Origin of the sequence: Pseudonocardia sp. ICBG1034, assembly GCF_020131375.1 — a bacterium.
Classification (GTDB): domain Bacteria; phylum Actinomycetota; class Actinomycetes; order Mycobacteriales; family Pseudonocardiaceae; genus Pseudonocardia; species Pseudonocardia alni.
Window position 1 is genome coordinate 1 of the sequence record NZ_JAHLEK010000032.1, and the last position, 11,950, is coordinate 11,950.

Sequence of the window (11,950 nt, forward strand, 5' to 3'; positions counted from 1 at the left end):
CCGGGTCGGACCCCGCGGTGGTCCGGGCGTCCTCGGCGGAGCACATGGCCTCGTAGCTCGCGATGACCCCGCGCAGCGCGGGGGCGGAGCGGTCCCCGCGGTCGAGGAGGTCGCGCCGGTGGCGGCGCAGCCGTCGCAGTCCGCTGGCGTCGGGGGGACGTCCGGCGAGGACGGCCTGGGCGTGCGCGCGGGCACCGTGCCAGAGCAGCGGCGCGACCGCGAAGACGTCGTCGATGCCGGACTCGACGACGTCGAGCCCCTTCCCGACGTGGGCGAACGCCAGCTCCGGGTTGCCCCGCCACATCTCCAGCCCGGCGCGCAGGATCAGCAGCGGCAACCGCTGCTTGGGCAGGCCCGTCGATCCGGCGATCAGCTCGGCCGCGGTGAGGTCGACGTCGGAGCCGTCGAGGTCGCCACGGCCCATCCGCAGTCGGGCGCGGGCCAGGCGCAGCTCCAGCATCTGCGCCCCGGACGGGCCGGCCGACCATGCCGTCGCCACTTCCCGTTCGGCCTCGTCCCAGGCACCGGCGCGGAACAGCCCGTTCGCCGCCACCACCCGCAGCGACACCGACGAGGTCCGGCCCAGCCCCAGCCCGGCCATCCGCTCGGCTCCCGCCCGGGCCGCGGCGACGCCGTCGTCGAGGGCGTTGAGCGGGCCGGTCAGCAGCTCCGCGCGCCGGGCCAGGCACTCCCCCAGCGTCTCCGGTCGCCGTCGACCTCGGCGACGGCGACGGCCTCGGTCAGCGCGTCGAGTCCGGCGGCCCCGTCGCGGGGAGTGCGCGGCCCGAACCCGAGCGTCGCCAGTACCGACGCCAGCGCCCGCGGCTCCCCACCCGGCGTGCCGCGACCAGTGCGTCCTCGGCGACGGCGCGGGCACCGGCGTAGTCGGGCCGGTCGAGCAGCGCGGCCGCGTAACCGGCGAGGACCTCGGCGCGGGCGGCGACGGCGGTGTCGGCCGGATCGTCGCCGGCGGGCAGGGCGGCGACGGCGCGCCGGTAGGCCTCCTCCGCCTCGGCCAGCTGGCCCGCCGCGCCGAGGTAGCGCCCCAGCCGGGAGCGCAGCACCGCCTGTTCGGTGCCGGGGAGCGTCGGGCTCGCCAGCCGTTCGGAGAGCAGCGCCACACGGCCGAGTCGTGGTCGCCCGCCAGGGCCGCCGCGACGCGGCCTGCTCCAGGTAGCGGCTGCGGTCGCGGACGGCGTCGGGGACCGGCAGCGTCGCTGCGCGCAGCCAGTGCCGGTGCGCCTCGGCGTAGCCGCGCAGCCGTTCGGCCTCCTGTGCCGCGTCGAGGGTCGCCGCCAGCGCCTCGTCCGGGCGCCCGGCGAGCTGCCAGTGGTGGGCGAGGCGGGCCGCCGACCCGGGCACGCGGTGGCCGCCGTGCAGCGCGGTGGCGTAGGCGGCCGTGCAGCTCGACCCGCTCGGCGGGGAGCAGGTCCGCGGAGACGACCTCGGTCATCAGGCCGTGCCGCAGCGTGTAGCCGTCGGCCACCGGCGACGACGACGAACCCGGCGTCGGCCGCCTCCCGCACGGCTGCGGCCAGCTCCGGCCCGTCGACGTCGACGACGGCGGCCAGCAGCGTGTGCTCGACCTCCCCGACCCGGCCGCCACGGCCCGCACGACCTCCACCGCCCCGTCGACAGCCCGGCGGCGCCCGCCCGCACCACTCGCGGACGGTCTGCGGCACGCCCCGCGGGTCCCCGTCGAGCACGGCACGGACGGTCTCGCGGGCCAGGACACGTTCCCGCCGGAGTGTCGCCACACCAGGTCCTCGACGTCGTGGCGCTCCGGTGCCCACTGCGCGACCAGCTCGGCCAGCTCGTGCCGGGGCAGCGGCTCCACCCGGGCGAAGCGAACGCCGCGGTGCCGGCGCAGCTCCCCGGTGAGCCCGAGCAGGTCGATCGGGACGCCACCGGCCGGGTCGTCGCGGTAGGTGCCGACCAGCAGCACCGGCGACGACGACAGCGCCGCCAGCAGGTAGGCGAACAGGTCGCGGGTGGAGCGGTCGGCGCGTGCAGGTCGTTCGACGACGAGCACCACCGTGCCCGGCGGGCCGCCCGCTCGACGACGGCGGCCAGCTCGCCCAGCATCTCGACCCGCCCGGCCGGCCCGTCGGCGCGGTCCAGCCGGGACAGCGCGGCCGCGCACTCCCGGCCCAGCGCGCCGCGGGTGCGGGACTGCTCGCGCAGCGCCGACACGACGGGCCAGAACGGCGGGGGCGTCGGCGATGTCCAGCGCGCGGCCGGACAGCACGACCGCGCCGCCGCTCGTCGCGGTGCGGCCGAACTCCGACACCAGCCGGGTCTTGCCGACCCCCGCGTCGCCGCCGAGGAGCACGGCCGAGGCCCCGCCGGCGACGGCGTCACGCAGCGCGTCGGCGAGCAGGTCCAGCTCCGCGACTCGGCCGTGGAACACCTCGGCCGGGGTCTCCCTCACGCCCGGCCACGATAGTGACGGTGTCGTCACCGTTCCAGGGGTCCCGCGGCGACGGTGCGCCGGGCGAGCAGGATCGACAGCCAGGCGTGGACGCGGGCGTCGGGCTCGCAGCCCCGGCCGTCCCACGGGTGCAGCAGGTCGGCGTACCAGGAGGCCTCGGTGCGGGCGTCGTCGACGAGTTCGTCGCCGCCGCACAGGGCCAGCGCCAGCCGCAGGCGGCGCGCACTCGCCACACCCAGAGCCGCTCGAACACCGTCACCTCGACACCGTCACGCCCGGGCACTCGTCGGGGCACCGCCGGTGGTTACAGGCGCGGCGTCACGATCCGGCGACCTCGATCACGACCTTGCCGACGGCTCGCCGGACCGCAGGTGCGCGACGGCGCCGGGGGCGTCGTCGAGGGACACGGCCCGGTCGACGGTGGCCGCACCTGGCCCGTCGCCGATCAGCCGAGGACCGGCGTCAGCGCGGCGGCGACGGCGCCCGCTCGTCGGGCGCTGCGGTCGCTGAAGGTGGTCCCGATCAGGCGGCGCTGCGCGGCCAGGCCGTCACGAACAGCAGGAACCGCGAGGTGAAGAAGATGAAGACCAGCAGACCGAGGATCGAGCCGAAAGCCGCACCGGCCGCGGAGTTCGTGACCGAGCCGAGATAGATCACCATCACCCGCTGCAGGATCGCGAACCCGATCGCGCCGATCAGCGCGGCCCTGGCCGCGCTGCGCAGGGACACGGGTTCGCGCGGCGGCAGGCGGGCGATCACCCAGAGGAACACCAACCAGTTACCGGCGAGCACGAGCAGGAACGAGGCGATGCTCAGCAGCACGCGTGCCCACGTCGCCTCGCCGAGGCCGACCAGGTCGAGCAGGAACCTCCCCGCCGCGCCCACCGATCGAGGAGATCGCGAACGACAGCACCAGGGCCAGCCCGAGCCCGACCAGGGCGAGCAGGTCGAACGCCAGCCTCTTGATCATCGGCGGGGCATCGTCCCGCTGGCCCCACTGCTCGGTCAGCGCCTCGCGCAGGTTGCTCATCCAGCCGATGCCCGAGTACAGCGCGCCGACCAGACCGATCAGACCGATCGCCCCGGCCCGGTCGATCGCGGTCTGCACGATCCCGCCGAGCAGCTCGCCGATCTGGCCCGGCGCGGCCGACTGGATCGCCTGGCGCAGGGAGTCGAGGAGCTCAGGGTTGCCGCGCAGCACGAACCCGGCCGCCGCGAACCCGACCATCAGCAGCGGTACCAGCGCCAGGATCGAGAAGTAGGTGATCGCCGCGGCGTAGTGGTCGCCGTGGTTCTCGGTGTAGCGCTCCCCCGCCCGGACCAGGTGGTCGAGCCACGGATGCTTCTCCCGCTGGCGGTCGAGGAAGGTCTCGGTCTCCTCCTCGTCGGTCTCCAGCCGGTGCGCGATCGTGGCAGCGCGGTTCTCGGCCATCATTCCCCCGGTTCGGTGGTTCTCCCCGCCCCGGGAGCGTCGCTCAGGCGGGCGGGAGGAACCCGATCCTCTCGTGAACCGCGGCCAGTGTCGCGCCGGAGACCTCACGCGCACGGGTGGCACCGCGCGCGAGCACCCGGTCGAGCTCGGCCGGATCGGCCAGGTAGCCGTTCACCTTCTCCGCGAACGGCTCCGCGAACGCGGCGACGATCTCGCCCAGGTCCTTCTTCAGGTCGCCGTAGCCGCGGCCGACGTACTCGGCCTCGACCTCGGCGACCTTCCGGTCGGTCATCGCCGCGTTGATGGTGAGCAGGTTCGCGATGCCCGGCTTGTTCTCCGGGTCGAAGCGGATCTCGCGCTCGTTGTCGGTCACCGCGGACCGGATCTTCTTGGCCGAGGTCCGCGGCGGGTCGAGGAGCTCCACGATCCCGCTGGGCGACGACGCCGACTTGCTCATCTTCGCCGTCGGATCCTGCAGGTCGTAGATCTTCGCCGTGGCCTGCGGGATGTGCGGCTCGGGCACCCGGAACGTCTTGCCGAAGCGGTGGTTGAACCGCTGCGCGAGATTGCGGGTCAGCTCCAGGTGCTGGCGCTGGTCCTCGCCGACCGGGACGCGGTCGGCCTGGTAGAGCAGGATGTCCGCGGCCTGCAGGATCGGGTACGTGAACAGGCCGACCGTCGCCCGGTCGGTGCCCTGCTTGGCGGACTTGTCCTTGAACTGGGTCATCCGGCCGGCCTCGCCGAAACCGGTGATGCACTCCAGGATCCAGGACAGCCGCGCGTGCTCCGGGACGTGCGACTGCACGAACAGCGTGCAGCGGTCCGGGTCGAGCCCCAGCCCGAGCAGCTGCGCGGCCGCGACCCGGGTACGCCGGGCCAGCTCGGCCGGGTCGTGCTCCACCGTGATCGCGTGCAGGTCCACGACGCAGTAGAACGCCTCGTGGTCGTCCTGCAGGGCCACCCACTGCCGCAGCGCACCCAGGTAGTTGCCGAGGTGGAACGAGTCGGCCGTGGGCTGGATCCCGGACAGCACGCGGGGACGGTGGGCGTCGTTCATGCCCGCCATCGTTCCCTACCGTCCGTCATCTCGGGCGCACCGGGGACACCGAGTCCCGGGCGAACGCCCGCCCGCACTGCTCGCAGTCCAGCCGCACGCAGAGCGGCTGCCCGCAGGCCCGGTGGCGGATCGTGAGGTCGATCGGGGCGCCGTCCCCGCCGCACCAGCGGTGCGACCACTCGACCAGGCAGGCGTGGATCGGGAAGCTGGCCCGCCCCTTGTCGGTGAGGCGGTACTCGCCGTCGCCGCTGCGGCTGAGCACCCCGAGCGCGACGAAGCGGCGCAGCCGGTCCGACAGCACCTCCGGGGAGATCGCCAGCTCGTGGGCGAAGCAGGTGAACGCCCGGATCCCGGTGAGCGCGGCGCCGAGGACGGCGGCACCCCACCGGTCGCCGGATGATCTCCATCGCACCGGGCAGGAACGAGAGCGGGTCGACGGGCAGCGTGCCGCGGGTGCGCCGCGGGTGCCTGCGGGCCAGCAGGTCCAGCCCCGGCGCCCACGGCTCGCGCTCGACGTCGGTGTCCCGCGGCCCGACCGCGCCGCCGCAGGCCGCGCAGCACACCCGCACCCGGGTGGGGCGGCCGCAGTCGCGGTGCACGATCTCGGGGAGCGGGACCTCCCGCGGGACCCAGGTCTTCTCCCAGTCCCAGGTGCAGATCAGCAGCTTCCAGATGTCGCCGCCGCGCTCGGTGAGGACGTAGCCGCGGCGCTCGCGGCCACCGTCGGCGTAGCTGCGGGGCTCGAGCAGACCCGCGTCGACGAGACCGCGCAGCCGCGCCGACAACGTCGCGTCGGAGATGTTGAGGGTCTCCCGCCACCCCGCGTACCGGCTGACGCCGAGAAAGGCGCGCTGCAGGATCAACAGCGTCCAGGTGTCGGCGAGCAGGCCGAGACCGCGCCCCACGGCGCCCAGCTCCTGCGGCCGCACCCGCTCGCCTCCCTTGACCCCGGACTGCTCAAGATCGTACCGTTGGCCTCACTCTGCCGATCGAAGCCGCGCCTCCGGGCACGGCCGGCGGCGGGGTGGACCGGGTCGGGGGGTCGGTCCACCGGCCGGGGCGGACGTCCTGCGACAGCGCGGTGAGGGGGCTGCGGCAGCCGCGGGGCGTCGTCCCGGTCAGCACGTCATCCGTTCTCCCGGTCCTTCTCCTGCTCCGGGTCCTCGGGTCGCGAGGCCGGCTCGACCGTCACCACGCCCTTGTCGAGGTCGATCGGGCCGAGCCGCCACTGCTGCCCGCCCTGCGCGGCGTCCGAGTCCTCGTGCATCCGCTTCCGCGGGAACATCTCTCCGAGTACACCCATACCGCCACCGTAGGCCGATCGGCGGCCGAGCCGGTCCCGCGCGGCCCGGGGCGGCGCGGGACCGGCCGGGATCAGGCCGGGGTCAGCGGCAGCATCCGCGGCCCGGTACCCGACGCCGGGGTGAGCACGCGCGGGCTCGCCGCGGTAGGTCGTCGTCCGCTGCCGGACCGGGCGACCGGCGGCCGCCGCGATCGCGGTGAGCTCGGCGACGGAGCGCTCGGAGCCGTTCTCCGAGCCGGCCATCCGGGAGATCGTCTCCTCCATCAGGGTGCCGCCCATGTCGTCGGCGCCCCCGGCCAGGATGTCCGCGGCGAGGTCGTCGCCGAGCTTCACCCAGGAGCACTGGACGTGGTCGATCCGCCCGTGCAGTGCGAGCCGGGCGAACGCGTGCACCGCCCGGTTGTCGCGCTCCGTCGGACCCGGCCGGGCGATCCCGGCCAGGTAGATCGGGGCGTTGTGGTGCACGAACGGCAGCGGCACGAACTCGGTGAACCCGCCGGTGCGGTCCTGGATCGACGCCAGTGTGCGCAGGTGCCCGAGCCAGTGCCGGGGCTCGTCGACGTGGCCGTACATCATCGTCGAGCTGCTGGGGATCCCCAGCTCGTGCGCGGTCGAGACGACCTCGATCCACTGCGACGCCGGCAGCTTGCCCTTGGTCAGCACCCACCGGACCTCGTCGTCGAGGATCTCGGCGGCGGTGCCCGGGATCGAGCCGAGCCCGGCGGCCTTCAGCTCGGTCAGCCACTCCCGGATCGACACCCCGGCCTTGGCCGCCGCGGAGACGATCTCCATCGGGGAGAACGCGTGCACGTGCATCCCCGGCACGGCCGCGGTGACCGCGCGGACCAGGTCGGCGTAGAACGACACCGGCAGCTGCGGGTCGATGCCGCCCTGCACGCAGACCTCGGTGGCGCCGTCACGGGCGGCCTCCGCGGCGCGCTGGGCGACCTCGTCGAGCGAGAGCCGGAAGGCGTCGGCGTCGCGCTCGCGCTGGGCGAACGCGCAGAACCGGCAGCCGACGTAGCAGACGTTCGAGAAGTTGATGTTCCGGTTGACCACGTAGGTGACGTCGTCCCCGGTGACCTGCCTGCGCACGTCGTCGGCGAGGTCGAGCAGCGTGCGCAGCGCGGGCCCGTCGGCGGTCAGCACGGCCATCGCGGCGTCGGCGTGCGCCGGGTCGAGCAGCGCGCTGCCGGGTCGGACGCGGCCAGGTCCAGCCCGGCCCGGACGTCGGAGTCGAGCCGCTCGGGGGCCGCCCCGTGGCCGGCGCGCTGGTGCTCCAGCTCGGCGGCCACCTCGTCCCAGTCGCCGTAGACGTCGCCGAAGTCGCTGCGCCGGTCCTCGGTGCGCCCGGTCGTGTCGATCGTGGCGTTCAGGTCGGTGCGCCCGGTCGAGGCGAACCCGCCGTCGGGTTCCTGCCATGCCCGCCCCTCCACGACGGCGTCGGGCCGGGCGAGCCCGTCCGGCCCGGCCAGCGCGGCGACGTGGCCGTGCAGCCGCGCGTCGATCCACGGCGACCCGGCCCGCACGTACTTCGGGTAGGCGGTGAGCCGCTCCTGCAACGAGAAGCCCTCGGCCTCGGTGATCGCGGCCAGCTCGTCGACGGCGGGCCACGGCATCTCCGGGGACACGTGGTCCACCGTCACCGGGGAGACACCACCCCAGTCGTCGATCCCGGCACGCAGCATCAGCGCCTGCTCGTCGCCGACGAGGTTCGGCGGCGCCTGCAGCCGGACCTTCGGGCCCAGCACCAGCCGGGCGACGGCGATGGTGGCGGCCAGGTCCTCCAGGTCGGCGTCCGGGTCGTTCGCCATCGCGGTGTCGGGCTTGGCGCGGAAGTTCTGGACGATCACCTCCTGCACGTGCCCGTGCGCGCGGGCGGCGGAGCGGATCGCGAACAGCGACTCGGCCCGCTCGGTGCGGTTCTCGCCGATGCCGATCAGGATGCCGGTGGTGAACGGGACGCCGACGCGGCCGGCGTCGGTGAGGGCGCGCAGCCGGACCGCGGGCTCCTTGTCGGGGCTGCCGAAGTGCGGGCCGCCCCTCTCGAACAGCCGCTGCGACGTCGTCTCCAGCATCATCCCCATGCTGGCCGCGACCGGCTTGAGCCGGGTCAGCTCCTCCCAGCTCATGACGCCCGGGTTGAGGTGCGGCAGCAGCCCGGTCTCCTCCAGGACGGCGATCGCGCAGGCCCGGACGTAGTCGAGGGTGGAGTCGTAGCCGCGCGCCTCGAGCCACTCGCGGGCCTGCGGCCAGCGGTCCTCGGGGCGGTCGCCGAGGGTGAACAGGGCCTCCTTGCAGCCCTGCGCGGCGCCCTGGCGGGCGATCTCGACGACCTCGTCGCGCTCCAGGTACATGTCGTCGAGCCTGTGCGGGACGGTCGCGAACGTGCAGTAGTGGCAGCGGTCGCGGCAGAGCCGGGTCAGCGGGATGAAGACGTTGCGGGAGTAGGTGACCACGCCCGGGCGGCCCTCCTCGACCAGTCCGGCGTCGCGGACCCGGCCGGCGTGCCCGAGCAGCTCGTCGAGGTGCTCACCGCGGGCGGCGAGCAGGACGGCGGCCTCGGTGACGTCGAGGGTGGACCCGTCCCGGACCCGGCGCAGGGCCCGGCGGAACGCCGAGTCCGAGGGCACCGGTTCGGCGGGTGCGGGGGTCGGGAGTCCGACCGGCGGTTCGGCCTCGGCCGGGACGGGTGCGGCAGGAGTATCGGCCATGCCACCCACACTAGGTTTCGCGGATCATCGCAGCGACCGTCCGTTTCCCGGCGATGGATCACGGCCGATGCGGGAATACGGCTCAGGCGACCTCGGCGGGCGTCCCGCCGGTGACCGCGACGAGCTCGTCGAAGGTCGTCGGGAACACCGAGCGGGCCACCCCGCCGGCCGCCCAGACCCGGTCGAAGTCCCCCAGTGCGACGTCGACCAGGGTGCGTACCGGCGCCGGGTGCCCGACCGGGGCGACCCCGCCGATGACCTGCCCGGTCGCCTCGCGCACGAACTCCTTGGACGCCCGGCCGACCCGCTGCGCGCCGACCAGGGCGGCGACCCTGTCGGTGTCGACCCGGTGCGCGCCGGAGGTGAGCACGAGCAGCGGGGCGCCGTCGGCGTCGAAGACCAGCGAGTTCGCGATCTGGCCGACCTCCACCTCCAGCGCGGCGGCCGCCGCGGCCGCGGTGGTCACCGCGTCGGGCAGCAGCACCAGGCCCGCGATCGACGCGGGATCGGCACCGGCCCGGCGCAACGCCTCCTTCACGGCGGCGACGCGGGGGTGGTCGGCGGGGTGTTCGACGCTCCGGCTCACCCGGCCCATCCTGCCCCCGCCGCGTCCGCGGGCGCCGCCGGGTTCCCGCCGCCGGGTGTGTTCAGAGGACGGCGAGGACCAGCAGCACGACGACGACCACGGCCAGCACCCCGGCCACGCCCAGCAGGATCCAGCGGTTGCGGCCGAGGTCCCCGCCCGGGGACCGGGGCCGCGCGCCGCGTTCGAACAGCTCGGCGGCCCGGTCGTGGGTCGGGCGCTCGGCCGGGTCGTCGGCGGTGAGGCCGTCCAGGACCGTCGCGAGCGCGCTGCCCGCCGACGGGCGCGGGCCCGCCGCCTCGCGCAGGACGACACCCAGGCACCACAGGTCCGCGGCCGGGGTGTCGGCGCCCTCGGGGGCGGCGGGCGCACCGTTCCCGCCGGGGCGCGGACCGACCGCGCGGGCGAGGCCGACGTCGGTGAGCAGGGCGCGGCCGTCGGCGGCGACCAGCACCGCGTCGGCGTCGAGGCCGCCGTGGGTGCCGCCGTCGGCGTGCACCGCACGCAGTGCGGCCAGCACGTCCCGGCCCACGAGCGCGACCTGCCGGGGAGAGGGCGGCGCCGTCCCGACGACCGCACCCAGCGGTCGCGCCTCCGGGTGCTCGGTGACCAGGTACTCGCGCATGTCCCCGGCCGAGGACCGGTCGGTGACCAGGTCCAGCACCCCGACGACCGACGGGTGGCGCAGCCGTCCGGCCGCCCGGACCTCGGTGAGCAGCCGCTCCCGGACCCCTGCGACCGCGGGCAGCGCGATCTCGGTGACGGCGACGGTGCGGCCGGTGATGCGGTCCTCGGCTCGGTGGGTGGGCCCGAAACCGCGCCGGCCCAGCTCGTCGAGCAGCAGGTAGCGGCCGCCGACCATCCGGCCGGCGATCACACGGCCCCCAGCCGGACGACGACGGGGGCGTGGTCGGAGAAGCGCCGGTCGTGCGCGGGCGCCCGGTCCACGACGGCCTCGTGCGCGGCGTCCGCGAGCCCGGGCGTGGTGACGATGTGATCGATCCGCCACCCGGTGTCGTTGTCGAAGGCCCGCCCGCGGTAGCTCCACCACGAGTACGGCCCGTCGACGCCCGGGTGGCGCTCGCGCACCACGTCGCGCCAGCCGTGCTCGAGCAGCTTCGCGAACCACTCCCGCTCGTGCGGCAGGAACCCGGAGTTGCGCCGGTTCCCGCGCCAGTTGCGCAGGTCCAGCTCGGTGGGCGCGATGTTCCAGTCCCCGCCGACGACCATCTGCCGCCCGGTCGCGGCGCACCGGTCGAACGCGGTGCGCAGATGGTCACCGAAGGCCGCGCAGAACGCGTCCTTGTGGTCCTGCCGCTCGGTGCCCGCCTCGCCCTTGGGCAGGTACAGCGAGGCGACGGTGAGCCCGCCGGGCAGGTCCACCTCGAGGTAGCGGCCGTCGAGGTCGGTGGTGGGGTCGGTGCCGTTGCTCGCTCCGCGGGCTCCGCTCGGGAAGCCGATCCGTACCGCCTCGGGCTCGTCCCGGCTCAGCACCGCGACGCCGTTGCGGCCCTTCGCCGTCAGCGACGGGGCCAGGCGCAGGTGCCAGCCGCCCTCGTCGAGCGCGGCGGGAAGGCGGCCGGCAGCTCGTCGGGCCGGGCCCGGACCTCCTGCAGGCAGACCGCCCGCGCGTCGGTCGCGGCCAGCCACTCCAGCAGCCCCTTGGTGGCGGCGGCACGGACCCCGTTGACGTTGACCGTGGCGAGCGCGTTCACACCGTCTACTGTGCCGCACCCCTGATCACGCTGCGCGACGGGTTCAGCACCGGCTGCCCGAGGTCGCGGCGACGGAGTCCACCGGGACCCACTGGTTCTGCTCGGTGAGCTTGCGGAAGCCGCCGTCGACGATCGTCTCGGCCGCGACCTCGGTCCCGACCGGGAGCGTGCGGACCGGCGCCGCCGAGTCGCCGGGCGCCGAGCGCACCGTCACCTGCTCGCCCTGCACGACGACACGGCACCCGGTGGTCTCCAGGTTCCCGGTGACACCGCCGTAGGCGAGGGCGACGACCGTGAGGCCGACTCCGATGAGCCCGACCAGCGGCCAGCCCCTCAGGAGCGACTTCCGGGTGAGCCCGAAGACCTTCGCCACCGTGGTTCCCCTCCCGCCGAGCGCTGCCGCGACCACGGTAGCCGGTCCGCGGCCGTGGGCTCGACCACCACGGGGGTGTCGGGCCGGTTACTCCTGCGGGCGGGCGGGGCCGGTGAACAGATAGCGTGTGGCCCAGTCAGCGGGTCGCCGCGCCGGGGACCCGCCCGGTCGTCCCGGGCCCGTCCGCCGGCGCCGTCGCGGCCCGCTCGCTGGACACGGCAGCACACACGACGAGCCGAGGCAGGCCTGAGGACGCGATGAAGCTCATCTACACGTACACCGACGAGGCGCCGGCACTGGCGACCCACTCCTTCCTGCCGGTCATCGAGGCCTTCGCCGGCC

The 11,950-nt window shown here is 75.2% G+C and carries 12 protein-coding genes and 4 pseudogenes; 2 read left to right on the forward strand and 14 right to left on the reverse strand.

Annotated elements, in window-relative coordinates:
* The 8 genes and pseudogenes from KPF22_RS31610 to KPF22_RS31640 all read right to left on the reverse strand — a co-directional run.
* Nucleotides 1–601: hypothetical protein (locus KPF22_RS31610; protein WP_224404272.1), on the reverse strand; the 601-nt coding region annotated here is incomplete at its 3' end.
* 139 nt (nucleotides 602–740) lie between these two features.
* Complete coding sequence (locus KPF22_RS31615; RefSeq protein WP_224404273.1) at nucleotides 741–1,121, reverse strand: hypothetical protein; 381 nt, start codon at nucleotides 1,119–1,121, stop codon at nucleotides 741–743.
* Nucleotides 1,122–1,993: 872 nt separating this feature from the next.
* Nucleotides 1,994–2,557: pseudogene (locus tag KPF22_RS33805) on the reverse strand (ATP-binding protein); the annotation flags it as partial.
* Entirely contained in the window at nucleotides 2,458–2,664 is a 207-nt protein-coding gene (locus KPF22_RS31625; RefSeq protein ID WP_224404269.1) for a hypothetical protein, read from the reverse strand. The pseudogene KPF22_RS33805 and the gene KPF22_RS31625, both read right to left, overlap by 100 nt.
* Nucleotides 2,665–2,953: 289 nt before the next feature.
* Complete coding sequence (locus KPF22_RS32630; protein ID WP_308010504.1) at nucleotides 2,954–3,253, reverse strand: YhjD/YihY/BrkB family envelope integrity protein; 300 nt, start codon at nucleotides 3,251–3,253, stop codon at nucleotides 2,954–2,956.
* Entirely contained in the window at nucleotides 3,210–3,866 is a 657-nt protein-coding gene (locus KPF22_RS31630; protein WP_255625457.1) for a YhjD/YihY/BrkB family envelope integrity protein, read from the reverse strand. The genes KPF22_RS32630 and KPF22_RS31630 overlap by 44 nt, the downstream gene beginning before the upstream one ends.
* Nucleotides 3,867–3,906: 40 nt before the next feature.
* Nucleotides 3,907–4,920, reverse strand: a complete 1,014-nt coding sequence (gene trpS, locus KPF22_RS31635; protein ID WP_224401464.1) for a tryptophan--tRNA ligase — start codon at nucleotides 4,918–4,920, stop codon at nucleotides 3,907–3,909.
* 25 nt (nucleotides 4,921–4,945) lie between these two features.
* Nucleotides 4,946–5,332: a helix-turn-helix domain-containing protein gene (locus tag KPF22_RS31640; RefSeq protein ID WP_224404270.1), complete on the reverse strand. Its 387-nt coding sequence runs from the start codon at nucleotides 5,330–5,332 to the stop codon at nucleotides 4,946–4,948.
* A 41-nt stretch (nucleotides 5,333–5,373) separates the two neighbouring features.
* On the opposite strand from KPF22_RS31640, the gene KPF22_RS31645 reads away from it, so the two are divergent.
* On the forward strand, nucleotides 5,374–5,622 hold the full coding sequence (locus KPF22_RS31645) for a hypothetical protein (protein ID WP_224404271.1): 249 nt from the start codon (nucleotides 5,374–5,376) through the stop codon (nucleotides 5,620–5,622).
* On the opposite strand, the pseudogene KPF22_RS33810 reads toward KPF22_RS31645, so the two are convergent.
* The 6 genes and pseudogenes from KPF22_RS33810 to KPF22_RS31675 form a co-directional block, all read right to left on the reverse strand.
* Nucleotides 5,601–5,849 (reverse strand): annotated as a pseudogene (locus KPF22_RS33810) (winged helix-turn-helix transcriptional regulator); the annotation flags it as partial. The gene KPF22_RS31645 and the pseudogene KPF22_RS33810 sit on opposite strands and share 22 nt — an antisense overlap.
* A gap of 425 nt (nucleotides 5,850–6,274) precedes the next feature.
* Nucleotides 6,275–8,937: pseudogene (locus KPF22_RS31655) on the reverse strand (bifunctional FO biosynthesis protein CofGH); the annotation flags it as partial.
* A gap of 82 nt (nucleotides 8,938–9,019) precedes the next feature.
* Nucleotides 9,020–9,523 (reverse strand): YbaK/EbsC family protein, encoded by a 504-nt coding sequence (locus KPF22_RS31660; RefSeq protein WP_374107462.1) that lies wholly within the window; start codon nucleotides 9,521–9,523, stop codon nucleotides 9,020–9,022.
* A gap of 61 nt (nucleotides 9,524–9,584) precedes the next feature.
* Nucleotides 9,585–10,397, reverse strand: a complete 813-nt coding sequence (locus KPF22_RS31665; RefSeq protein WP_208826018.1) for a protein kinase — start codon at nucleotides 10,395–10,397, stop codon at nucleotides 9,585–9,587.
* A pseudogene (locus KPF22_RS31670) lies at nucleotides 10,394–11,235 on the reverse strand (exodeoxyribonuclease III). Before KPF22_RS31670 ends, KPF22_RS31665 begins: the two are co-directional and overlap by 4 nt.
* Before the next feature lie 43 nt (nucleotides 11,236–11,278).
* Complete coding sequence (locus KPF22_RS31675; protein ID WP_208826020.1) at nucleotides 11,279–11,608, reverse strand: hypothetical protein; 330 nt, start codon at nucleotides 11,606–11,608, stop codon at nucleotides 11,279–11,281.
* A gap of 125 nt (nucleotides 11,609–11,733) precedes the next feature.
* On the opposite strand from KPF22_RS31675, the gene KPF22_RS33495 reads away from it, so the two are divergent.
* A partial coding sequence (locus KPF22_RS33495) for an NADP-dependent isocitrate dehydrogenase (RefSeq protein ID WP_224404266.1) occupies nucleotides 11,734–11,950 on the forward strand: 217 nt, incomplete at its 3' end.